A 24,511-nucleotide genomic window follows, 5' to 3' on the forward strand; every position below is an offset into this window, starting at 1 on the left:
AATTTTAATAGAAACGTCATTCTGAATTTTTTTCAGAACCCCATCACAAAAGTAGCCAAATGCTAAGTCGCCTTGTATGGTGGTAACCTGCCGCGTGGGGTGCCGAAACAAGTTCGGTATGACGCTGTATCTATGTTTAGATAAACCTTATAAAATATTATCAGTCAAAACTTTAACAGGCAAATCGTGAAGCATTTTTAGCTCTCCTTCCCCTTCATTATTCATCATTCGAAATTCAGTGTTCGATATTTTTCTCTATATCCAACAGCAATTCTTCCAAATCATAATAAACTTTCAGTCCCAGGTTTTCTGCAAAGGCTACGTCGCCGTCGGCACCTTTTGATGCACCTTCAATCCTTAGGATGGCATCGCATCGGGTGATCAGCCGGCGGGCAATGGGGTAGGATATCTCCTCGTAAATTTCGTCACCAGCGTATTTGCAGCCCGCCTGTTTCAAAAGCGGCAGCGCGAACCACTCGCCAATGATTGGGATATGCCCGGCGCGGAACAATGCCAATGCAGGTTCTTCCATACGCTGCAGGTTTTGAGCCATCAGGATGGGGTCGTCGTTAGTGCCCGAGCGGTATGGCCCGGCGATGAGGATGGTTAAGGCTTTCTTCATGATAAGAGCTTATTGATTTGTGCGTATTGTAAAAGGATAACGGTTTTGGCATCGCGTATCTCGCCGTTGGCAATCATAGCCATTGCATCGGAGAAGGGTAGTTCCATCACTTCGATGTTCTCATGCTCGTCTGCCGCGCCGCCGCCTTCATTCACTTTCATGTCGCTATCGTACTCGGCCACAAAAAAATAAAGAATTTCGGTTACCGAACCGGGCGACATGTACAGCTCGAATGCCTTTTGTACAGACCGGATCTGGTAGCCCGTTTCCTCCTCCGTTTCGCGGCGGATGCATTCCTCGGGGTTGTCATCGTCCAGCAGGCCGGCACAGCATTCTATCAGCATACCATCCTCATTGCCATTGATATATGTAGGTAGCCTAAACTGCCTGGTAAGTATTACCGAGCCTTGTTTAGGGTTGTATAGCAGTATAACCGAACCATTGCCGCGGTCGTAAGCCTCGCGTACCTGGGTTATGGCGCTGCCGTCTTTTTGCGTACCTTCAAAGGTTACCTTTTTAAGGGTGTACCAATTGTTGGAGAGTATCTCGGTTTTAAGGATGTTGATATTGTCCATTTTTAATTTGAACGAATTTGATTGATAATGATTATATTTGAACAAATTACCGAATAATAAAATGAACTTTCAAAAAAGGAAGCAAAAAATTTTTGAAGAACTGGATGCCCAGGGCGAGGTAGACATCAAAAAGCTGGCTACCGAATTAGGCATATCCGAAATTACCGCCCGGCGCGACCTTAACCAACTCGCTGCCGATGGCCTGTTGTACCGTACCCACGGCGGGGCCGTAAAGGTTAACCCGCAGGAGCGGCCGCATGCCTTCGTCAATAAAGCCGCGCAGAACGCTGAAGTCAAAGACGCCATTTGCCGGGTAGCCGCCGCGCAGATAGAGGACGGCGATATTATTTTTATGGATTGCGGCAGCACGGTTTTCCGGCTGTGCCAGTTCATCAGGAACAAGAGGATAAAGGTGATAACAAATTCGCTGCCTGTTATTTATGAACTTCAGGATAGCGGGGTTAGCCTCAACATTATCGGCGGCGAACTGGACGATGCCCGCCGGGCCATGCATGGCACCATAGCCAACGAGCATATTGCCCGCTACCGGGCCACCAAAGCTTTTTTAGGGGTAGATGGCATTTCCCTCAACGGGCTGTTCGCCAACAGCGAAAAAGAAGCAGGCATTACTACCGCCTTTGCCGCCAATAGCGCATACACCTACCTGCTTTGCGATGCCGGCAAGATAGGCCGCGAAACATACTTGAACTTTGGCAGTTTGGATATGGTGGATGCCATTATTACTAACGCCGGTGAAGAGGCGATGCAAGGGTATGAAGAGCAAGGGGTAAAGGTGCTGCGGACGGCGTAATAGTCAGACGTCATGTTGAACTCGTTTCAACACCCCATCATAAAAGTAGCGACCTTGCACAGCCATTTTGCATAATGGCTACCTGCCGTGTGGGGTACCGAAACAAGTTCGGCATGACGGATAAGTTTATTCTTCCGCCGCCCTAAAAAACGAAAACGAGGAATGCCCGTATTTTCTTTGCTCCACAAAAGCGGGGTGGTTACTTAGGTTCTGCAGCGACTGGTGCTCTACTATCAGCAGGCCGCCTGGTTTCAGCAGTTGCTTATCGAAAACGATTTTGGGTATCTCGGGGATTTTGTTGAGGTCGTAAGGTGGGTCGGCAAATACCAGGTCGTACTGCTCGGTCTCCATATCCAGATATTTGAATACGTCGGCCTTAAAAGTCTGTATCTGGGTAAGGCCGTGTTGGCGGCTGGTATCCTTTAAATAAAAAACGCATTGCTGGCTGCGGTCCACACTGGTAACCTGCGCTGCGCCTCGCGAAGCAAACTCGAGAGATATATTGCCGGTGCCGCTGAAAAGATCCAGCACGGTGATATCTTCAAATTCAATTTGATTAAGCAGGATGTTGAAAAGCGCCTCTTTAGCCAGGTCGGTGGTAGGGCGTACGGGCAGATTATTTGGCGGGTTAAGCCGCAAGCCCTTTAATCGGCCGCCTATGATGCGCATAGCGATAAAGCGGCAAGGCTCAGTATTTTATGCGGGATCACCTGCTGTGGTAACACAAGCACCTTGATATCATTGATGCGCACAATGCCGAAAAATTCGGCCAGGTAAGTGAAGCTCTTGTCGGAGTCGTTGATGTCGCCGCTGAGCACTAAGGTTAGCTTTTCGGGCGTCAGACCCAGTTCATCGGCAACGAATGCGGCAAAGTACGCCAGTTCCTCGTGGCTCTTGTAGGCAAAGGTGTTATAAAAACGCAACCCGTTGTAGGTAAAGTTCAAAATCTCGACCACGCCATTCTCTATGTTCAGGTACAAATCTGTACTGGTGGGGTAGTTGCTGGCAATAGCCTGAATCCATCCCTTGGCGCGGTAAACAATGGTTTCGTTTTTGAAAGTACCCCGAGATGCTGCTGCGGCTTCCTCTACTTTATAAATAATGGTGTTCTTGCTGTCCAGTGGTTGGGCGTACACCATATCGTTCTCCTGCACATCCAGCAGGCGGGCAACGTTGGCGGCGTATTCATTATCGAATAAGCTTTCGGGCATCAGCGTAAAGCCGCCCGCGGTTAAGCCGGTTACAACTTTTTTATAGTCGGCAGTAAGCACTTCGCGTAACCGCTGCGGCGTGGCGAGTTCGGCCAGCGGGCAGTTTTCGGCCCAGGCCAGTAATTTTTTATCGTGGGCAATGGCATAGCTGAAACTATGCGGGTCAATCTGTAACAACAAATTGTAATCAGCAGCCTCGCTAAGGTTAAGTTGCTCGTCGGTGTATTTGTAGTTGTGCTCGCTCATGCAGGGTTTAACAAAAGTAATATATTTTCGGCTTACTTAATTAAGATAGTTGAGAGGATTTTTTGGGCAGGAGGGCTGCCTGGCTGAAATAGAGAGGGAGGTTTTAAATGGATTTTTTTGAGATAGCCGGCAGCGGCGCCGGATGTAAACCCGTAATGGGACTAAGTACCCGAAGGGTAAACCCGATACAGGACGGCATAGGGTGTGTCAATTATAGGTGTTCCACTTTCATTAAAATGTATTTTTTATGCTAAATTTATAACCTATTAATAATAAGATAATTGTGTAGTTTATCTAAAGAGCATGGGTGTTCCAAAGTGTTCCATGAAAAACCGTAAAGTGCTGACTATCATTGTAATTAAAAAATAAGTGTTTCACATTTAAAGTGGAACACTTAAAAAAAAACAGTCTTCCGCACCGGCCTTTTACCGTTTCGTAACCTTACCTATTTTGGATATATTGGGCAATCATAAAAACCCGCCCATGAAAATCCTTTTCCTCTTGTTTTGCGCTTTGCTTACCCTGCAAGTTTCCGCGCAGCAAAAAAAATACAATTATATGTATCAATACGGTATTGCCGATGCTTTTTTGGCCGGGCTTTACCATGGAACATTACCCGTAAAAGAGATGCTGCCTCATGGCGATTTCGGCCTTGGCGCACCGGATGTGCTGGATGGCGAACTAATCATATACAAGTGCAAAGCCTACCAAACCCGTGCCACCGGCGAGACTACCCTGATGGCCGATACCGCGCGCATACCACTGGTGCTATCTACCAATTTTAAGCCAGATACGGCATTCTACATCAACTCGCCTGCGGATAAGAAAACGGTGTTCGGCCAGATAGACCAATATCTTCACAAGACCAACGGCCTTTACGCCATCCGCATTAGCGGAGATTTCAGCGTGGTGAAAACGCGTGCTTTTCCAAAAGCCGATAAAGAACCTTTTTTGCCGCTCGCGAGTATTTTAGACCGGCAGCACTTCTTTACCATGCCTAATATTAGCGGAACACTCATCGGCTTTAAGCTGCCGCAATACCTCAGCAGCGTTACCATTGCCGATTACCACTTCCATTTCCTATCTGCCGATATGAAAAAGGGCGGCCACATGACGGATATGGCAGTCACTAAAGTAAAGGTAGAGATTGCCGTGCTGCAAGGCATCGATATACAGATTCCGCAAGACAGCGACTTCATGAATTTCGACTTTAAAACCGTCAAAAAAGGTGATGCCCTTAAAGCCGAAACGCAGATAAAACAATAACAGCCCCGCCGATGCCGGCAGAGCTGTCACTACTGAAGGGTATTTACAAAATATAAAACACCTTCTCTTCGGCACGTGCGGGCTTCAGATGCGGTACAGTTTCTTTTTGGCTGTCGTTCAGCATTTCTTTCAGGTCGCGCTCAATGGTTTGCGATATGGCCGTGGTGGGCGTATCGGTAGGCTTGTTCTCGAAAGGATCCTGCAGGTGGATGGCCATTTTCTCTACCAGTAAAAACGCGGCGGCTATGGCGATAATCAACGGCACCTCGAATATGCCGAAGAACTCGATAAGCCCGAAAGGCAGCAGCGTAATAAACAGGTACAGGCAAAAATGGATGTACAGGCTGTAGGTAGATGGGAAGATGGTGTTCTTTATCCGCTCGCATTTGCCCATGGCATCGCACAGGCGGGTGAGCGTGCGGTCTATCTCTACCTGCTGATAATCGTTCAGCCAGCCATTTTTATGGGCCAGTTGGGTATCCATGCCATGCAGCTTAAGCAGGCTGTTGGGCACGTTGGTATAGCGTCGGCTGAATTTTACCTCCTCATCCACCAAAAAATCGATGCTGCGGATATAACAGTTTTGCCCGCGCAGTGATTGGCTCAGCGCATAGCACCAGGCTATCTGTCTGCGCACGAAACGCGTTTTGAAGTTTTCTTCTTCCTCGTTGCCGGCATCTAAAAAGGTTATCAGCTGGCGCGTAAGCGAGCGAGAGTCATTCACGATGGCACCCCACAGGCCACGGGCTTCCCACCAGCGGTCATAAGCCTGGTTAGAGCGGAAGGCCAGTAGCAGCGATATTATAGTAGCCAGTATGGCCGGCACCGCAATAGGTATGGAGATACGGAACTGCGGAAAAAAGTAGTGGAATGCCGCGATAGCCACGGCATAGGCCGCTATCAGCAGTAATTCGTTTTTTATTTTGCCTACCAGGTAGGTAACGGGGATATTATCTTTTAATAGCATAATGTTTTTTGTTAGATGATGTATAAATGTTTGGACTGACTTAAAACTCCTGCCATTCCAGCTCTTCAATGGTGTGGAGGGCCTTTGCTTTGGCGCGCTGCGGCGAGGGCGTAAACGGCTGCACGGTTAATACAGGGTATTTGCTGCGCTCCAGCAGTTGAGTGGGCTCGTAGCTGTTTGAGGTGAGCAGCGTGCAGTTATAATCTTTCAGTTTGGCTATCTGGTCAATCTCCCTTGCTTCCAGGTAATTCTTGAATACTGCTACCGTATTGCCGTAAAAGAACTCGGTTTGCAGGCTGTCTATTTGGTTGGGGTATTGAGCAGCCAGGCGGTTGCACTCGTCCATAAACTCTTGCGTAATGTGTTCGTACTCGCGGCTGCGGCGCGATAGCATGAGCAAATCGGAGATGGAGTCAGACAGTCCCAAAAAATTCACCAGCAGTATGTTGAACTTTTTGCCGGGCTGGCGCTGCATCAAAGCGGGTATGGCTTGCAACGATGTTAAACTGAAATCAGTTGGGATTAGGATGTTCGTGGTTTTCATAGCGATGTTTTTTATTGTTTGATACAATAGTCGGCACCGGGTATTAGAACCGTTTAAGAGGAGGATTAGAAACTGATTAGAGTTTAAAAAAAGTCTTGTAGAGACGCAAAATTTTGCGTCTCTACGTTTTTTTAGGCCACATTCATCGGCAGCATCACCCTGATGGTCGTGCCTTTATCAACCTTAGAGGCGATAGCAATACTGCCTTTATGCAGGCGCACGATGTTGAGGGCTAGAGGAAGCCCCACACCATGCCCTTCGAATTTGCCGGTATTGGAGGCCCTGAAAAATGGCTCGAAGATATGCTGCACGTCACCCTCAGGGATGCCGATACCTTCATCCTGTATGCTGAAGACAACGCTTTTGTTCTCTGCGATTAGTTTCAGGCTTACGGGTTTGTTTTCGGAGTATTTGCAAGCATTAAGTGCAATATTGCTCAGGGCCAGCTTGAGCAGGTTGGGGTTGCCCATCAATAGAAGGCGTTCTTCCTCTTCCGGTAGCGCAGATAAATCGATGGTAAGCTTATTATCGGGGATGATATGGTCCACGGCTTCTTTTATCAGCCAGATGAGTTCATCGGCACGTATCAGTTCCCAGTTTTGCTTCTTACCGTCGAAACCGGTTTGGGCCAGGCCAAGCAGGCTGGTAATGATATCCTGCAGGCTTTGCGCCCCGGTGAGTATCGCGCTTAGGGTGTTGCGGGTGTCGGCACCGGGTTTCTCCAGGCTTTTCAGGGCAAGTTCTGCCTCGCCTTTTATCACGGCCAGGGGCGTGCGTAATTCGTGCGAAGCATTGCTGACGAAGTTATTCTGCGTTTCGAAGGCGGTCTCCAGCCGGTCGAGCATGTTATTGAAGGTTTGGGTAAGCTCGGCTACCTCGTCCTTGCCGTCGTAATCTTCCAGCCGCAGGTGAAGGTTGCTGGCCGTAATGGTATTTACCCGTTTGATGATCTTGCGTACCGGCTGAAAGGTAAGGTAAGAGAAACGCTTGCCGATAAGATAGGCCACAACAACCGATAACACGAAGCCTATTAGTAATACATGTTCCAGGTTGTTCAGCTCATTTAAGCCATAGGGGTCTGTCGCCGATACAATGATCATCACATCCCCATCGGCAAATTTAAAGATGTTACCCGCGTAAAAAACATTGTCGGTTTTGTAGCGGGTTTGGCCATCGCCGATGATGCTCTTCACCAGTTCGGCTGGTACGCCTTTTAGTGAATGGCCGTTTGTATAATCGGCGGGCTTTAGCATGTAGTGTTTTTCGGAGGTGAGTTTTTCCAGGTAACGTTGCCGTACTTCTTTATAAACGCCGATGCTGTCCTTGTCGTTAAGGCGGTATATTTGCGCCGAGATGTTTACCCTCGCTTCCAACCGCTTGTAAAAATCCTCGAAGGTAAATTGGTGCGCGAAGTAGAATATAGCCCCGCTCAGTATGGATATGATGGCCACCGTAAGGGCCAGGAATAAAAGGGCTACTTTCCGTTGGATGCTCATTTACGTTATTTTAAGATATATCCCATGCCAACCACGGTATGTATCAGTTTGGGTTCACGATCTTTATCCACCTTTTTGCGCAGGTAATTGATATACACATCTACCACGTTGGTACCCATGTTGAAATCGATGTTCCAAACGTTCTCGAGTATCTCAATGCGCGACAGCATGTGGTTGCGATTCTTCACCAGAAATTCCAGCAGGCGGTATTCGGTAGCCGTGAGTTCGATGGTTTTACCGGCGCGCGTTACCGAGCGTTCGTCGGTATTGATAACCAGATCGTCCACCTGCAGCAGGTTGGGGGCGGGGGCGTTGCCACCGTTACGACGGGCAAGGGTGCGTATGCGGGCGTTCAGTTCGGCCAGGCTAAAGGGTTTTACCATGTAGTCGTCGGCACCGCTATCCAGGCCGATTACGATATTTTCGGTAGTACCTAGTGCGGTAAGCATCAAAATAGCTGCCTGCGTGTTGGCCTGTCGTAGCTGCCGGCAAACTTCGATACCGTTGATGCCGGGCAGCATAATATCCAATATGATGAGTTGAAAATCTGCTTTTAGCGCCATTTGCAGGCCGGTTGTGCCGTCGAGCGCAACGCTCAGTTCGTGCCCCTCGGCGCTTAAATCGCGTTGGATGATGGATACCAGCCTGGCCTCGTCTTCTATCAACAGTATCTTCATTGGGGCAAATATAAATTGTCTGAATCAGAAGTTTTCGCTGTAATCGATTTTTATTGGTGCTCAAGAAGGCTTCGCCGTTTTCCGGATTTCAGAATGAACAGAATATAACTAAGCATCTCTAAACGTCGAGAAAAGCCACATTGCAATTTTAATTCTGAAAATTCTCTAATTCTGTAAATCCTGATTCAGACAGCCATCCGTTCAGTATATTAGCACCATAAATGAGCAAAGTATTTACCATTGCCGAGGGTTTAGAGAATCTGGGTGCCTTGCGTACCGGCGGGCAGGGCTCGGTTTATAAGGGGCGGCGGCAGGGTACCATTTATTCGGCCGTGAAGCTCATCCCAACGCCCATCTATGCCGAAAACGAAGACGATAAGAATTACCGCAACTTCCGCAACGAGGTGGCCAAGCTGCAAAAGGTAAACGAGATACCCAATCCCAATATCGTAAAGATATTAAGCTCGGGCCTTACCGAAAGCGGCTCCTTCCCCTTCATCGAGATGGAATTTATAGACGGGCCAGATCTGAGTGAACTGCTGTTGCCGCCCCATCCAAAGCTTTTCACTCTAAAAGAGGTACTCAAAGTAGCCGATCAGCTGGCCAGCGCCCTGGCACACTGCCATCGCCTTGGCGTAAAACATGGCGACCTCAAAAGCAATAACGTAAAATATAATATCCATACCGGCAACTATGTGCTGCTTGATTTTGGTCTTGCTATCATGACTGAAGAACAGCGCCGCAGCAGCATGCACAATGCAGGTGCGGTAGAGTTTATGGCACCAGAGCAGTACGAAGGCAAAATGCTGCTGCAAAGCGATATCTACAGCTACGGCATTATCCTGTACGAATTGCTGGCCGGCGAGGTGCCATTCGTATTATCGGGCAACAGCGAGAACGGCCGCAACGCCATTATGTTGATGCATATGGAAGCACCCGTGCCTGATGTATTGGATAAACGGAAACGAAACCTACCGGAGGAATGGTCGGACTCGAAGAAGGCTGCGGAAATGCAGGTACCCGGCTGGTTGCTAAAGCTGGTAGAGAAATGCCTGCAAAAGAAACCGAGCGACAGGTATGCCGATGCACTGGAACTGTACGATGCCCTCTCTATACACCAAACCAGGGTTGACGCTATTGCGCCGGTTGCCGCGGCAACCGATAGCTCTGCCGAACTGGAATGGGCATTAAAGCTGCAACTGATCAAAAACCAGTTGCAGGACAGGTTGATATCTGAAATGATCCTGCTTTACGATGCCCGCCCGCCCGAAGCCCTTGCCGATGAAAATAAAGCCTACTACCTGCACGACCAGGTGACACTGCACCACAGCCGCCTTAACGACCTGCTGCGAGACAATGGCAAGAACCGAAGCACAGCCAACGAAGATATACGTGGGGCTATAGATAAGCTACAGGCCACCGAGCTGCTGGCGCACCCATCTAAAATATACATATCCAGGCGCGCGCTTTACAGCATTTTGGTCGCGCTTGGAGCATTGCTGTTCAGTACCATATTTTTGTGGCAGGTGTACCGGCATAACCCATCAGCCGTTAAATTGATGAACCTGGTATTAACTATTATAAGAAGCATTTTTGCTTCAAAAAAATAGTTTACAAAAACTTGCCGCAGGTTGTTTTTTAGCACGAAACAAAGCGGGGGTAATTAGCCAAAGCGTATCTTCATGGCGTAAAATTTTGCATTATACACAACAAAGCGGCTGTTTTATTGTAATTTCAAAGCAGGCTTGCCGTTATACGGTCGGCAGAAATCTTAACACCATAAATGAGTAAAGTATTTACCATAGCAGAGGGGCTAGAAAACCTTGGCGCGTTGCGCACCGGGGGGCAGGGCTCCGTATATAAAGGCAAGCGAACGGGTACCATCTATTCGGCAGTAAAGCTGATACCGACACCTATCCACACCGAAAGCGGCGACGATAAGAATTACCGCAACTTCCAGAACGAGGTAGCTAAGCTGCAAAAGGTAAACGAGATACCTAACCCCAACATCGTAAAGATATTAAGCTCGGGCGTTACCGAGAGCGGCTCTTTCCCTTTCATTGAGATGGAATACATCGATGGCCCCGACCTCAACGAACTCCTGGCCCCGCCGCACGAAAAGATATTCGCCCTGAAAGAATTGCTCAAAGTGGCCGACCAACTGGCCTGCGCCCTGGCACATTGCCATAAAGTAGGCGTAAAGCATGGCGACATCAAAAGCAACAATGTAAAATACAATATCCACACAGGCAACTACGTACTGCTTGATTTTGGCCTGGCTATTATGAGCGAGGAACAACGCCGGAGCAGCATACGCCACGCTGGCGCGGTGGAGTTTATGGCACCAGAGCAGCACGAGGGCAAGATGCTGTTGCAGACCGATGTTTACAGTTACGGGGTCATTATTTATGAATTGCTGACCGGCGAAGTACCCTTCCCGCTTACCGGCGAGGGCGATAGCGGCCGTAATGCCGTAATGCTGGGCCATATGGAAGCAGAAGTACCCGATGCAATACGTGCCCGTAAACTGAACCTGCCCGAGGAATGGCCCGAGGCAAAGATGCGGCAGGAAATGCAGGTGCCGGCTTGGCTCGTAAAACTGATCAACAAATGTCTGCAAAAGAAACCCGAAGACCGCTTTGCCGATGGGCAGGAACTACACGATGCCATCGTTGCCGGAAGCCTTTCGGCATCTACCGGCACGGTAGGTACCGGGATAGGGGGTGTATCTAAAGCCAATATCGATGCGTTGAAGGCCGAGAACAAAAAGCTTCAGCAACAAGTATCGGAGCTGCAAGCCGCCTTGTCTGCCGAGCCGGAGGAGGATGGGTCGTTAGCAGTACCTGATAACGAATCGAAAATAACAGTATCGAAACTCGGTTTCAATGCTTTAGTGGCCCTGCTGGTGTTGTTCGTTGGTTTCTCGGTATATGCGGCGTTTTATAAAAAGGATGCACGCCTGCCTAAAACAACCACGCAGGATTCGCTGAAAAAGCCTGCCGATACTCCCTCTCAGACCCCTACTAACCAGCAAAACGATTTGCCCGCGAATGATGCGTACGAGAGAAAGCGTATCAGGGACTCTATCAAACACGTTGAAGACAGTGTGCGGAACGCAACTATTGAAAATACTATAGATAAGGGGCTTCAAGCAACGGATACACCACGTGTAGACACGCCCAAACCGTAGTAAACAAAACATTTAATTATACCTGCACATAAAAAACATCCGTACACATTTTATGTTCAGTAATCATATTCGAATCTTACATACAAATGGAATCAAAACCAAATTTTTGGCAACGTATAGGCATACAGGATTGGTTCCTGACAAAGGAAAGCAGCGGCGTGGCGGGCAAGATACCGCCGCTTACGCCCAATAGCGTTTACGCTTACATCGTAGAAAAATTCAGGGAATCCATACAGGAGCTTTCCTTCGGAGAGCGCGTGGTGTTTTACCATGAGTTCATCATCAGCTTCAATGCGGAGGATTATAAGGAATTCGTAGAAAACAAGCAGGGCCTGTTCGGCCTCATCGTACAGGAAACCGTAAAGAGGTTTTACGAGATATTGAAGGAATACCGCCTGGCAGGCAAAAAGGTAGAACCATCAGGTTCTAAATGGGTGTTCAGGCTGGTGTCGCACCCCGATTATCAGCGTGGAGATAAAGGTTTTATGGGTAAACTATTGCCCGATAACAGCCAGCCAGCCAAAAAAGAAGAAAACCTGCGCGTAACCTTTATCCCGCGCCAAACGGGTATAGCCCAAACTTTCGACGTGAACCAGGATATCCTGAAGGGCTTCATCTACTACAGCGAGGGCTATTTTGAGATACCTTACCAGGAGGATTTGGAGTACAGCGAGAAAGAAGCTATCAAGACAGATAAGAAGAGCCTCGCCCGCTTCGAGACCATCATCCCCGATAAACAATACGCCGGCAAAAAGGTTGAGTATTTGATGAAGGACGACGATATCATCGTATCGGGCAGCGACGAGGAACGCGATGAGCAGAACATATTCAAGATACCCAGCGAATGGGTAAACACGCCTCATTTGCAGGTGCGTTTCAACAAAGCGGACGGCAAGTTTTACCTCGCCTCTTTCGGCGAGATGACCACGCTGAACGAAATGGCCGTACCCACCAGCGACATCAACGCGCCCAAATGGGTAGAATTGCCGGTAAACTCGCGCATATTGCTCAATGGTATTATTGGCTTAAACCTGTTTAAATCGTAAAGGCATGTCGCAGATATTATCCATCGGCTTATTGGTATTGGTAATATGCCTGCTGGCCACACATTTTATTGATATTAAAAACTCCGGTAAAAACAATGGCTGAAAACTTTTTTGGACTGACGGATACCGGCAAGGTACGCAGCAATAACGAGGACACCTTTATTGCCGAGCGGCTGGGCAGTGGCCTTATATTGGCCGGGGTTATAGATGGCGTTGGCGGTTACAATGGGGGCGAAGTGGCAGCAGCCATTGCCCGCGAACAGATATTGGATTACCTGGAGAGCAAGCAGGGAGAGCCCATCCCCGCCATGATAGAAGCCTTCAAGCTGGCCAATAATGCCATAGCTGCCAAAAAACTCGAAGAGAAAGAACTGGATAGCATGGCTTGCGTAGCTACTATCGCACTGGTTGATGTTGCCAACAACCAGTTCTACTATGCGCACGTTGGCGATACCCGCCTGTATTTGCTGCGCGATGCCTCGCTGATAAAAATATCCAAGGACCATTCTTTCGTAGGTTTCCTGGAGGATTCGGGCAGGCTGACGGAGCGGGAAGCCATGGATCACCCCAAACGCAACGAGATAAACAAAGCTTTGGGTTTCGGCACGAATATAGATGCCGATGATAGCTTCATCGAAACCGGGCAATCGCCATTTTTGCCGGGCGATATGCTGCTGCTCTGCAGCGATGGGCTTACCGATATGGTTGACAAACGGGAGATAACGGCCATCATTACGCAATCCGCCTCCTTGCACGATAAGGCCGCAGGCCTTATTCGCGCTGCCAATAAAAACGGCGGGCACGATAATGTTACCGTAGCACTGGCACAAAACGATAAGGCCTCGCAACAGCACACGGCAATAGCTCCAACCGTAGAGTTAAAAAAAAACGATGAACCCGCCGCCGAGGCAAAGAAAGAATACCAGGCCGTAAAATCATCCATAAGCCCCGATAAATCGAAAGTTATGCCCCAAAAAAAGAGCAGTTTTGCCGTAGCTATACTTGCAATACTTTGTCTGGTAGCTTTAGGAGCTGCAGCGTATTGCTATATGCAATGGCAAAAGGAAGCCAAAAAAGCAGCCAAACCGCAAACCCTTGCCGCAGACACATTACGCCAGAAAGCGCCCCGCAACACACAGGAGATAGCTTTGCAGAATGCCATCAATATGGCAAAAGGCGATACGGTGACGCTTATCGATAGCTTGTTCAAACAGCCCATCATCATCAGCGATACGCTGGATATCAGCAAGCCCAGGCTGTACATCAGGGCGAAGGGTAATATTACATTGCTATGCGATACGGCCTATAAAGGGCCTGCTTTCGCTGCGTTCAAAGGTGCAAAATCTATAGGGCTGGAGAACCTTAAACTACAGGGTTTCGTGGTGGGCATAAGCACATATAATACCGACCTCCGCCTCAAGAATGTACAATTCCTAAACTGCGGGCAGCCCATTGTACGCAGCTTCACACTACCCGCGGCCAAGCCCATCAATGAGGGCTTCCCGCTAACCATATTATACGCCGATTCGGCTAGTAAATCCACAGCAACACCAAATGGAAAACGATAAAGAGCAGGCAACCATCCCTGGCAGGGCCAAAGAGCGGGTGTTCCTGCTACTGGTAGTTATACTGTTTTCGGTATTGTTTTACAGGCTTTACACGGTTTTGCAAACGCGCTTTGCCGATGTGGAAAAGCGCCTTGCCGATGGCACCATGGTAAACCTTAACGATAAGGACCCGGCAGGCGAGATACATCAACTGCTCACGAAAGGCTATTATTTTGATGATAAGCGCGATATCGCCCTTATTACCGCTACCGTTGGCAAGAACATAGGGGCCGGCGTAAAAATTGATAACATAGGCGAGCTGAATAAGAAGAAATACTACATCGTTGCCGATGATGCTTTCCAAAAAGGTGGCGAGTCGTTCAAGAGCAGGGTTGCGGCATCGCGTTCACTGCTGGGCTACACAGGTGCCGATTCGTCGTTATTCCTGAGCGAACGCACTGCCCAAATGAAACTCCCCGTCGAAACGGATATCGCGGCCGGCCATTACAGCATCAGTGGGTCAATTGCCGCTAAAGGCGAAGGTGTGCCGGGCGTATTGGTAAGGCTGGATATGATATTGCCACAGGATAGCCTGTACAGCGACGAAGAAACCGACGAAGTGAAAGCCAGGACTGAAAGCGGCGATGGCTATAAAAAAACATTTTATGCCGATAGCGCGGGTAAACCAAAACTGCAGGAGCTAACGGCTTACGCCCGCACGGATGCGGCCGGCCGGTACCATTTCAAAAACCTGCCCGATAATAAAGCTTTTAGGGTGTTACCCTTGCAGCCGGGTTACCAGTTTGGTACATCGCAGGGTACGGAGGATTTGGATGAGGATGCCGTGTTCAACTTTAGCCAGGCGCCACATACGGTCAAGCTGCTTTCTACGCGCGATTTCAACATCCTCAAAAAAGAAAAATCTTTTATCGTGCGTACGCCGACTGAGTTCAACAACTGGTTCTGGATAATTGCAGGTAGTTTCCTGGGCGCATTCCTCTTTGTGCACCTGTTTTTGTCCTGGCGCTTTCCCATGGCCGACCAGATTATCCTGCCGGTAGTGATGATATTGACGGGTTTATCGTTTGTTACCCTTTTAAGTTTGCAGGACCCACTGCGCGACCGCTTCCTGGCCCGCGATTCGCTGTTTTACCTGGGCATCGGCATCTTAGCCATGCTGGTGATGCTGTTCATCAAGATGCGCCGTTTTACCGCCGATACCTGGTTTTACAGGCTCGTCTTCTTTAAAAATAACGCTCGTGCCGCAAACGGCTGGCCTTGGGTGGTTATTGCCGCAGGTTTGCTGGCCATGACCATCAAATTCGGTACAGGCCCTGAGGGGAGCGGGGTAAAGGTGAACCTTTTCGGTTTCCAGCCCAGCGAAATTGTGAAATACCTCATCATCCTTTTCCTTGCCGGTTTTTTTGCGGCGAACGAAAAGCTTATCAGCGAATACACCAGCTGGACCAAGCGCTGGTCGTTCTTCGCTTTTGCCTTAATAGCAATCTTGTTTACGCTGCTGCTGTTTTTATTACTGGGCGATTTGGGCCCCGCCATGGTGGTTTGCTTCACCTTTATCGCCTTGTTTTCCTTTTCGCGGGGCGATTTTATGTTCATGGCCATAGCGGTAGTTATCTACGTACTTTGCTCCTGGATATTGAAGAATGTTTGGTTGTCGGCTTTGGCCACTGCAGTAGTAGTAGCTTTGCTGATGCTTTTCCAACGCCGCAAACTCAGCGAATCGGCCATTATGGTGTTGGTAATTATGGCGGCCTTCCTCACTATAGATCAGATACCATATTTAGGCAAGCTGTTCCCCGGCCCTGTGCAGCGTTTGGTGGATAGGAAAGCCATTTGGCAGGACCCCTGGAACAACGAAGTGTACGGCGGCGACCAGGTAGCCAACGGCCTTTGGGCCATGAGCAGCGGCGGGGTATCCGGTCAGGGAGTAGGCGAGGGTTTCGCCAAAACCATCCCCGAGGCCCATACCGATATGATACTCCCTTCCATGGGCGAGGAATTCGGGTGGACGGGCATCACCTGCATATTCGTGCTTTTTCTGCTGTTCCTCCACCGCTCTATCATCATCGGGCGGCGAACGGGCACGCCTTTCCTGTTTTATTTATGCGCCGGGGTGGGGGTGTCAACATTCGTGCAGTTCCTGCTCATAGCGGGCGGCTCAATAGGGGCCTTGCCCTTATCTGGGGTGTCGCTGCCTTTCCAAAGCTATGGTGGCTCATCGCTGGTGGCCAACTTGCTGGCATCGGGCTTTTTGTTATCGGCATCGCAGGTGAGGGGCACGCAGGTGCAAATGAGATACATCTCTAATCAACAGGATAAAAACCTGGTACCGGCTTTGATTGCGGCCTTGATGGGCGTTACCTTGCTTACCGTAAGCGTATCGCGTTACCTGTTCGATAATAAAAAATGGGTGGTGCAACCTGCCCTGGTGGCAGATAAAAGCGGCGCACGTATGTTCAGCTATAACCCACGCATCGCCATATTGATGAACAGACTGCAGGCGGGTTCGATATATGATCGCGACGGTACCCTGCTGGCAACCAGCAAGCCCGAAATGGTAAAGAAACAAATGGCCAAACTGGCGGACGCGGGCGTTGGCGGCTACAACATCGATTCGGCGATGCATAAACGGCTCGACAGGTATTACCCCTTCGAGGAGCAGATGTTCTTCTGGACGGGCGACGAAAATTCCGGCGTATTCACCGGCGGCAGCAACGGCTACTTTGCCGAATATGAACATGCGGCCGAGTTGCGCGGCTTTAAACTGCCCACAACCAACTATAACGTTACCGCCAACCGTTATCGCGAAGATCGCTTTTTGCCGCGCGGCGTAAAAGAGATGACGGTGGTGAAGAAAGACTACAGTGCGCTGGCGCACATGCTGTTGGCAGGCATTAATAGCATGGCGGTAGATTCATTCAAGCACCGCAACCGCGATGTGCAGCTCACATTGGACGCAGGCCTGCAAACCAGCATACAACGGTCGATGGAAACAGATACCTCGCTGCTGGATAACCGCGTATCGGTAGTAGTGATGGAATCGAACACCGGCGATGTACTGGCCTCATCGGTTTACCCGCTGCCGCCTGTGCACGATTGGGAACGGCTAACCATGAGCCTTGCCGACCAAAACCAACTCAGCAACTGGATGACCACTACCGACCTTGGCTTCACCTACGCCTCGCAACCGGGTTCAACCGCAAAACTCATCACCTCGCTGGCCTCATTCAATAAATTGGGGCTTGCGGCAGCAGACAAGAAATTCCAGGTGAGTGATTTCGAACGCATACGTACAAAAGGTATCGAACCCGATGAAACCGGCCTGATAAGCCTGGAACGCGCCCTGGTAAAATCGAACAACGTGTACTTTATCAAACTGGCCAACCAGGAACACCTGGAGGAAGAAATGGCTACGCTTTATCTTAAAACCGGCATGTTTTTGCATGGAGTGGGTGGCTACTATTACGGTCGCCAGCAGTTAAACCCCGTACAGGAAGATAAATGGCGGGCATTTTGGCGCAAAACCGAGTTCAACACCAAACCCCGGTACGACCCGAACAACATCAGGCGCACGCGTGCCAAAGGTATATCGGGTATGGCCTGGGGGCAAGGCGAACTGATTGCCACGCCGGCTGCTGTGGCGCGGCTGGCTGCGGGTATAGCCAACGGCGGCATCATGCCTAATAACCGATATGTGCTTAAGTTCAGCGATTCGGCAACTACCGTTAAGCGGGGCATAGCACTGGTGAAAGATGTTAAGTATGCACAGCTGCTGCGGCAATATATGATAGAGCAGAGCGCACCCAAGGCTTTTACGCTGGGCCTAACTGTTGCAGGTAAAACCGGTACGCCTGAGCGTATCTGGAAAAAACAACAGATAAACGATGGCTGGTACGTGTTCTTCGCGCCTAAGCAAAAGGGTACTGGTAATATCGTCGTGTGCGTACGGATAGAATCAACAAAGGGCTCCTCAGATGCGGTGAAACTGGCCGGGAAACACGTAATACCATTTTTGTTGAAAAAGGGCTACATTAAAAACATCGTTACGCAAACAAACGAATAGTGCCGGGGTTGGATAAAAAAACGGCAATGTTCATCGCACATAAAATTATACGGGTACAAACATGATATTTAATTTATTCAATAGCGACGCAAAAGGCCGCCCCGATGATGTGAAGAGCCTGCGTCATGCTTTGTTGCAATTCACCAAACAAGAACTGCAGAAAGCCGAAGGGGGGGAGGGTAGCCATATTAAAGGACTAAGCTTGTACCTCAACTGCGAGGCCACCGACAGGCACATGTACGAGGCCGCGGTGTATGCCGAACAACCCGAATTGTTTAAGGATGAGATACAAAAGATTGCTGACGATTTCGACCTCGGCCTGCCCGACCGCTGGACGCTCGACGTGGTTTTCGATGCTGAGGTGCCCGATGAAGCTGCCCGGCTTCCCAGTTTGGATGCAGCTTTCTTCATCAAAACCAATAAGCATTTCATCAAACAAACCGCAACCGCTTACCTGCGGGTATTGAACGGCGAAACGGAGGAAAAAGAATATACCCTTGCATCGGGCAACGAAAAGCTAAACATCGGCCGTGACAAAAAAGCACAGGGCGACGATGGTTTTTTTCGCACCAACCACATTGCTTTCCCATCGGAAAGTGGCGATGCTGCCAATAAATACGTAAGCCGCCAGCACGCCCACATTGGCTGGAACGTGGAGAGCCAGCGGTTCGTGCTGTATGCCGATGAAGGTGGCGTGCCACCGCGCAATAAAGTGAAGATACGCTCCGAAAAGAGCGAGAACGTAATCAAACTGCATTCTACTACAATCGGCCATCCGCTGGAGGAAGGCGACCAGGTAATTTTAGGTGAATCGGCCGTGCTGGAATTCAGCTATAAGCCATTAAGTAAATAAATGAGCAAAGTTTTTACCATAGCAGAAGGGTTGGAGAACCTGGGTGCGCTGCGCAGCGGGGGGCAGGGATCGGTGTACAAGGGCCGGCGTACGGGCGTAATTTACTCTGCAGTAAAACTAATACCCACGCCTGTTTATGCCGAAAACGGCGACGATAAAAACTACCGCAATTTCCAGAACGAGGTAGCCAAGCTGCAAAAGGTAAACGAGATACCCAATCCCAATGTGGTAAAGATACTCAGCTTCGGTATTGCCGAGAGCGGCTCGTTCCCGTTCATCGAGATGGAATACATCGATGGACCCGACCTGAGCGAGCTGCTGCAACCTCCGCACGAAAAAATCTTCACACTGAAAGAACTGTTGAAAGTTGCCGACCAGCTGGCCTGCGCGCTTGCCCATTGCCATACCGTCGGCGTAAAACATGGCGACATTAAAAGCAATAACGTAAAATATAATATACATACCGGCAATTATGTGTTGTTGGATTTTGGCCTGGCGATAATGAGCGAGGAGCAGCGCCGAAGCAGCATACGTAACGCCGGAGCCATAGAATTTATGGCACCCGAGCAGCATGAAGGTAAGATGCTGATGCAGACCGACGTGTATAGCTATGGCATTATCCTTTACGAACTGCTCGCTGGACAGGTACCGTTTCCGCTGCAGGGCAATGGCGATACCGGGCGCAATAACGTAATGATCAGCCACTCCGAAGCGCCGGTTCCCGATGGCATGAAATTGCGCAAAGCCAACCTGCCCGATGCCTGGGATGCCGATAAAAAGGCATTGGAGATGCAGGTGCCAGCCTGGTTGCTGAATTTAATTGACAAATGCCTGCAAAAATCTCCGGAAAGCCGTTTTGCCGACGGTAACGAATTGCATAACGCCATCATCACCGGTAGCCTTGCAACCGGTGGCGACCTTAACTCGGTAGGCCCGGCAACGCTTTTGAACGAAAACGAAAAACTGCAAACGCAGTTACAAGAGCGCAGCGATCCCGATAAAATAGGCATCCTGAAGATGGATGGAGGCGTTGTGCATCTGCAAAAGTCGGTTTTCAATGGCCTGCTGTTTTTAGCCCTATTGTTTATGGGCCTGTTCGCCTGGTCGGCGCTGAGTAAAAACACATCCGAAAAACCGTATGACCCCATTGCCGCCGACGCTACGGTAAAGCGATACAAATCTGTACTATTCGTCAAGTCCTATAATTTCGACAGCGTAAAAAAAATCAGGGAGGCGCATTTACGGGATTCGGTGCTGAAGGCTAGGGCTGCCATAGCCGTTGCTAAACGTAAGACCGATTCGGTAACCATCCCGCAGGAAAAACCAAAGAAGAAGAAAAAGAAGAAGTTTTTGGGGTTGTTTTAGGGAGACCCCCAAGTTACTCCGTCAATGCCATATACCCACACGCCACGGGCACATAAACGCCACCCTCGACACTTATTTAGGCATGTTTTGCCTACCGGGTTAATGCGAATAAACAAAAAATACTTTAGCACGAAGGCTTGTAATTTTGTTTTATGCTACATTTACGTTCATGAAAACTTTAGGCCTTATCGGCGGTACCAGTTGGGTATCTACTATCGATTATTATCGCTTCATCAACCAGGGTATCAATGACAAGCTTGGCGGCGTGAATGCGGCACGGCTGCTGTTGCATTCGTTCAATTACGCCGACATCGTAAAAAACCTCGATACCAACAACTGGGAGACCATATTGAAAATGATCGTAGATGCAGGCACGGGGCTTAAGAACAGCGGCGCGGAAGCCATCGTATTGTGCGGCAATACTACCCATCTGGTAGCGGCAGAGGCACAGCAACAGATAGGCCTGCCTATTATCCACATTGCGGAATCCGCCGCTGCGGCCATCAAAAAGCAGGAGTTTAAAACGATAGCTTTGTTGGGTACGCGTTTTACCATGGAGCATCATTTCTTTACGGATAAGCTGCAAGCCGCCGGCATTGCCGCGCTTACACCCGATAAAGCCGACCGCGATTTTATCCACGAAACCTTGTTGCGGGAAATGGGCAAGGGCATCTTTAGGCCCGAAACCAAGGCCGCTTACCTGCAGATTATCGATAAACTAAGGCAACAGGGTGCCGAGGGCGTGATTTTAGGCTGCACCGAAATCCCCCTTCTGATACAGCCTGCCGATACCGACATGATGCTGTTCGATACTGCGGCTATACACTCTGCCGCTGCCGTAGAATTTGCTTTGGGTTGATGCTTTACTTTGATTATTTTGCATACTTTTAAAACGCAATGCAAGAAAAAAACAATAAGAAAACTATCCGGGCCTGGGCCATGTTCGATTGGGCAAACTCTGCCTATAACCTGGTTATTACTACCACCATATTCCCCTCGTATTATGTGGCTATTACTGATAATGCAGCCAATGGCAACCGGGTAACTTTCTTTGGCCATACCTTCATCAATACCGCGTTGCAGGTTTATTCCCTGTCGTTCGCTTACCTTATTATGGTACTGCTGCTGCCCATCCTCACTTCCATTGCCGATTACAGGGGGAGCAAGAAAGTATTCATGCAGTTTTTTACGCTGATGGGCTCGCTGGCCTGCTGCGGCCTCTATTTTTTCGATAAGACTCATCTGGAATGGGGTATCATTTGCTTCGCCGTTGCAGCTATAGGTTACAGCGGTGGTTTCGTGTTCTATAACTCTTACCTGCCCGAAATTGCCACGCTTGATATGCAGGACAAGGTGAGTGCCAAAGGTTTCACTTATGGCTACGTAGGCAGCGTATTGCTGCAGCTGATTTGTTTCGTATTTGTGCTGATGCCGGATACCTTCGGCATGACCAAGGGCAGCGCGGCACAACTATCTTTCTTAATGGTGGGCATCTGGTGGATTGGTTTCGCCATGATACCTTTTAAAGTTTTACCTAAGGGCAGTCCCAACGCACATAGCAGCCAGCACAATATTATCAAAGGCGGCTTTATAGAGCTAGGCAAGGTATGGACCAAGATAAAAGGCATGCCGATGTTGAAAGGCTACCTACCGGCATTCTTTTTTTACTCCATGGGTGTACAAACCATTATGCTGGTGGCCACGGCATTTGCGGCACAGGAGTTGCATATGGACACGCCCGAGTTGATAAAGATTATCCTCATCATACAAGTAATCGCCATTGCCGGTGCTACCGTTATGTCGCGCCTGTCTGATAAATACGGCAACATACGGGTATTGATTTTCGTGGTATTTATATGGATAGGGGTGTGCATCGCCGCATATTTTACTAAAACCAAGACCGAGTTTTACATCATAGCCGTTGTGGTTGGTTTGGTAATGGGCGGTATACAATCGCTTTCGCGCTCTACGTACTCTAAATACCTGCCGCAGGGTATCCCCGATACGGCTTCCTTTTTTAGCTTTTACGATGTTACCGAGAAACTAGCCATCGTAGCGGGTTTGTTCAGCTTTGGTTATATACAGGAGCTTACCGGCAGTATGCGCAATTCAACCCTGGCACTATGTGGCTTTTTCGTGGTCGGTTTATTGTTTTTGTTTTCTTTGCTCGGCACGGAGAAGAAAGTTCAGGGAAAATTCGGAATTTAGCGCACTCTAACTATGTGCCGATGAATGTTGAGCTGTTTATTCCTTGTTTTATAGATCAGTTGTACCCCGAAACGGCCTTTAATACCGTAAAAGTGCTGGAGAAAGCAGGTTGTGTGGTTAGCTATAATCCCGAGCAAACCTGCTGCGGGCAGCCCGCATTCAACGCCGGTTTTTGGGACGATGCCAAAGCCATCGGCAGTAAATTCCTGAATGATTTCCGCGAAGACAGCGTTATCGTATCGCCATCGGCATCCTGCACGGGAATGGTGCGCAACTATTATAACGACCTTTTTACCAATACCACCTCGCACAACAAATGCCGAAATATCCAAAGCAATATCTACGAACTCAGCGATTTTCTGGTGAACATATTGCAGGTAGATTACTTCGGCGCCGAATTGGAGGGCCGCGCCGTTTATCACGATAGTTGCGCTGGTTTACGCGAATGCAAGATAAAGGGCGAACCCCGTCAATTGCTGGCCCAAGTGCATGGCCTGGAATTGGTTGAGCTAAAGGATAACGAAACCTGCTGTGGCTTCGGCGGTACCTTTGCGGTAAAGTTCGATGCTATATCTGCAGCTATGGCGCAGCAGAAGGTCGATAACGCATTAGAGGCAAATGCTGATTACATCATCTCTACCGATGCCTCCTGCCTGCTACAATTGCAGGGCTATATAGATATGAACAGCCTGCCCATCAAAACCATCCATATAGCCGATGTACTGGCACACGGCTGGGGCAATGTTTAGCGTATGACCCGTATAGGCCTTATATCAGATACTCATAGTTTTTTAGACGATGCCGTATTCAAGCATTTTGATGCCTGCGACGAGATATGGCACGCGGGAGATTTCGGCACACTTGAACTTGCGGATAAGCTGGCAGCCTTCAAGCCACTGAAGGGCGTTTACGGCAATATAGATGGGGCAGATATCCGCCCGGTATATCCCGAGCACCTGCGCTTTAAGTGCGAGGCAGTTGATGTTTGGATGACGCACATAGGCGGTTACCCGGATAAGTATAGCCCGGCCGTGCGTAAAGATATCTACCTAAACCCGCCCATGCTGTTCATCAGCGGGCACTCGCATATCCTCAAAGTTATTTACGACAAAAAAATAAGCTGCCTGCACCTAAACCCCGGCGCGGCAGGCAAACAAGGCTGGCAAAAGGTGCGTACGTTGCTCCGTTTCAGTATCACCGACGATAAGATACATGGCCTGGATGTGATTGAGCTGGGAGGGAAGTAGTTTTTAGTCCATCGACTATGGACTTATTTTCCCGCCTCTGCCTCAAAAACGGAATCTATCAGTAAATCTTTTTGTTTGCCGGCGGCTACAGCTAAAACATCGCAGCGTTCGTTTTCGGGGTGGCCGTTATGGCCGCGTACCCACACGAATTTTATCTGGTGTAGTTTGCTGATGGCGAGATACCTCAGCCATAAGTCCTTGTTCTTTTTGCCTGCGAAACCTTTGGCAACCCAGCCTTGCAGCCAGCGTTTTTCGATAGAATCGATAACGTATTTACTGTCGGAATAGATGGTAACCTGCTGGTTAGGGGTCTTGATGGCTTCAAGCCCCGTGATAACCGCCAAAAGCTCCATTCGGTTATTGGTAGTTTTGCGAAACCCGCCCGATAACTCTTTGTAATGCTGCCCCGAGCGTAATATGACCCCGTAACCGCCCGGCCCCGGGTTACCGCTCGATGAACCGTCTGTGTAAATTTCTATCATAAGCCACCGTTACCCCGCTGGTTAGCGGGGAACAAAAATAACAAAATCCGGCAAAGCGCGGAATGTGGGCAATT

22 protein-coding genes are annotated in these 24,511 nt (G+C 49.2%); 13 read left to right on the forward strand and 9 right to left on the reverse strand.

All coding sequences use genetic code 11. The features are described from left to right. Positions 1–235: 235 nt before the first annotated feature. Both AC1DXC_RS08635 and nudK read right to left on the reverse strand, forming a co-directional pair. Positions 236–622: a DUF4406 domain-containing protein gene (locus AC1DXC_RS08635; protein WP_477458746.1), complete on the reverse strand. Its 387-nt coding sequence runs from the start codon at positions 620–622 to the stop codon at positions 236–238. Next, the gene (nudK, locus tag AC1DXC_RS08640; RefSeq protein WP_477458747.1) at positions 619–1,197 is read right to left on the reverse strand and encodes a GDP-mannose pyrophosphatase NudK; all 579 of its coding nucleotides are present in this window, start codon (positions 1,195–1,197) and stop codon (positions 619–621) included. The genes AC1DXC_RS08635 and nudK overlap by 4 nt, the downstream gene beginning before the upstream one ends. Positions 1,198–1,258: 61 nt before the next feature. Here nudK and AC1DXC_RS08645 point away from each other — a divergent pair, with 61 nt between their 5' ends. Then, on the forward strand, positions 1,259–2,008 hold the full coding sequence (locus AC1DXC_RS08645; RefSeq protein ID WP_477458748.1) for a DeoR/GlpR family DNA-binding transcription regulator: 750 nt from the start codon (positions 1,259–1,261) through the stop codon (positions 2,006–2,008). 126 nt (positions 2,009–2,134) lie between these two features. On the opposite strand, the gene rsmD is transcribed toward AC1DXC_RS08645, so the two are convergent. Both rsmD and AC1DXC_RS08655 read right to left on the reverse strand, forming a co-directional pair. Continuing rightward, entirely contained in the window at positions 2,135–2,677 is a 543-nt protein-coding gene (gene rsmD, locus AC1DXC_RS08650; RefSeq protein ID WP_477458749.1) for a 16S rRNA (guanine(966)-N(2))-methyltransferase RsmD, read from the reverse strand. Beyond that, the gene (locus AC1DXC_RS08655) at positions 2,665–3,465 is read right to left on the reverse strand and encodes a DUF3822 family protein (protein WP_477458750.1); all 801 of its coding nucleotides are present in this window, start codon (positions 3,463–3,465) and stop codon (positions 2,665–2,667) included. Before AC1DXC_RS08655 ends, rsmD begins: the two co-directional genes overlap by 13 nt. 483 nt (positions 3,466–3,948) lie before the next feature. Between AC1DXC_RS08655 and budA the strand changes: the two genes are divergently transcribed. Then, positions 3,949–4,731 carry an acetolactate decarboxylase gene (budA, locus tag AC1DXC_RS08660; protein WP_477458752.1) on the forward strand — a complete coding sequence of 261 codons (783 nt, stop codon included), beginning with the start codon at positions 3,949–3,951 and terminating at the stop codon, positions 4,729–4,731. Between the two features lie 43 nt (positions 4,732–4,774). Here the strand turns inward: budA and AC1DXC_RS08665 are convergent, their stop codons facing one another. From AC1DXC_RS08665 to AC1DXC_RS08680, 4 genes are all read right to left on the reverse strand, one after another. Then, on the reverse strand, positions 4,775–5,698 hold the full coding sequence (locus AC1DXC_RS08665; protein WP_477458753.1) for a bestrophin family protein: 924 nt from the start codon (positions 5,696–5,698) through the stop codon (positions 4,775–4,777). Between the two features lie 40 nt (positions 5,699–5,738). After that, positions 5,739–6,242 (reverse strand): hypothetical protein, encoded by a 504-nt coding sequence (locus AC1DXC_RS08670; RefSeq protein ID WP_477458754.1) that lies wholly within the window; start codon positions 6,240–6,242, stop codon positions 5,739–5,741. A gap of 131 nt (positions 6,243–6,373) precedes the next feature. Next, complete coding sequence (locus tag AC1DXC_RS08675; protein ID WP_477458755.1) at positions 6,374–7,738, reverse strand: HAMP domain-containing sensor histidine kinase; 1,365 nt, start codon at positions 7,736–7,738, stop codon at positions 6,374–6,376. Positions 7,739–7,743: 5 nt separating this feature from the next. Beyond that, positions 7,744–8,415: a response regulator transcription factor gene (locus AC1DXC_RS08680; RefSeq protein WP_477458756.1), complete on the reverse strand. Its 672-nt coding sequence runs from the start codon at positions 8,413–8,415 to the stop codon at positions 7,744–7,746. A 221-nt stretch (positions 8,416–8,636) separates the two neighbouring features. Here AC1DXC_RS08680 and AC1DXC_RS08685 point away from each other — a divergent pair, with 221 nt between their 5' ends. The 11 genes from AC1DXC_RS08685 to AC1DXC_RS08735 all read left to right on the forward strand — a co-directional run bounded on the left by AC1DXC_RS08685 (position 8,637) and on the right by AC1DXC_RS08735 (position 23,955). Further along, positions 8,637–10,025, forward strand: coding sequence for a serine/threonine protein kinase (locus tag AC1DXC_RS08685; RefSeq protein WP_477458757.1), 1,389 nt, complete (start codon positions 8,637–8,639; stop codon positions 10,023–10,025). A 173-nt stretch (positions 10,026–10,198) separates the two neighbouring features. Continuing rightward, positions 10,199–11,605 carry a serine/threonine protein kinase gene (locus AC1DXC_RS08690; RefSeq protein ID WP_477458758.1) on the forward strand — a complete coding sequence of 469 codons (1,407 nt, stop codon included), beginning with the start codon at positions 10,199–10,201 and terminating at the stop codon, positions 11,603–11,605. An 86-nt stretch (positions 11,606–11,691) separates the two neighbouring features. Next, entirely contained in the window at positions 11,692–12,651 is a 960-nt protein-coding gene (locus tag AC1DXC_RS08695) for a hypothetical protein (protein WP_477458759.1), read from the forward strand. A 95-nt stretch (positions 12,652–12,746) separates the two neighbouring features. Further along, a complete protein-coding gene (locus AC1DXC_RS08700; RefSeq protein ID WP_477458760.1) occupies positions 12,747–14,219 on the forward strand; it encodes a PP2C family protein-serine/threonine phosphatase in 1,473 nt (490 codons plus the stop codon). Continuing rightward, on the forward strand, positions 14,206–18,282 hold the full coding sequence (locus tag AC1DXC_RS08705; RefSeq protein WP_477458761.1) for an FtsW/RodA/SpoVE family cell cycle protein: 4,077 nt from the start codon (positions 14,206–14,208) through the stop codon (positions 18,280–18,282). The genes AC1DXC_RS08700 and AC1DXC_RS08705 overlap by 14 nt, the downstream gene beginning before the upstream one ends. Positions 18,283–18,343: 61 nt before the next feature. Continuing rightward, positions 18,344–19,135: an FHA domain-containing protein gene (locus AC1DXC_RS08710; protein ID WP_477458762.1), complete on the forward strand. Its 792-nt coding sequence runs from the start codon at positions 18,344–18,346 to the stop codon at positions 19,133–19,135. Further along, entirely contained in the window at positions 19,136–20,500 is a 1,365-nt protein-coding gene (locus AC1DXC_RS08715) for a serine/threonine protein kinase (protein WP_477458763.1), read from the forward strand. Between the two features lie 169 nt (positions 20,501–20,669). Then, positions 20,670–21,359 (forward strand): aspartate/glutamate racemase family protein, encoded by a 690-nt coding sequence (locus AC1DXC_RS08720; protein WP_477458764.1) that lies wholly within the window; start codon positions 20,670–20,672, stop codon positions 21,357–21,359. Positions 21,360–21,397: 38 nt separating this feature from the next. Then, a complete protein-coding gene (locus AC1DXC_RS08725) occupies positions 21,398–22,708 on the forward strand; it encodes an MFS transporter (RefSeq protein ID WP_477458765.1) in 1,311 nt (436 codons plus the stop codon). A gap of 20 nt (positions 22,709–22,728) precedes the next feature. Next, complete coding sequence (locus AC1DXC_RS08730) at positions 22,729–23,457, forward strand: (Fe-S)-binding protein (RefSeq protein WP_477458766.1); 729 nt, start codon at positions 22,729–22,731, stop codon at positions 23,455–23,457. A 3-nt stretch (positions 23,458–23,460) separates the two neighbouring features. Further along, positions 23,461–23,955, forward strand: a complete 495-nt coding sequence (locus tag AC1DXC_RS08735; protein WP_477458767.1) for a metallophosphoesterase family protein — start codon at positions 23,461–23,463, stop codon at positions 23,953–23,955. A gap of 23 nt (positions 23,956–23,978) precedes the next feature. On the opposite strand, the gene rnhA is transcribed toward AC1DXC_RS08735, so the two are convergent. Beyond that, positions 23,979–24,437 carry a ribonuclease HI gene (rnhA, locus tag AC1DXC_RS08740; protein ID WP_477458768.1) on the reverse strand — a complete coding sequence of 153 codons (459 nt, stop codon included), beginning with the start codon at positions 24,435–24,437 and terminating at the stop codon, positions 23,979–23,981. Positions 24,438–24,511: the final 74 nt, after the last annotated feature.

The organism is Mucilaginibacter sp. P2_D11 (assembly GCF_056404435.1).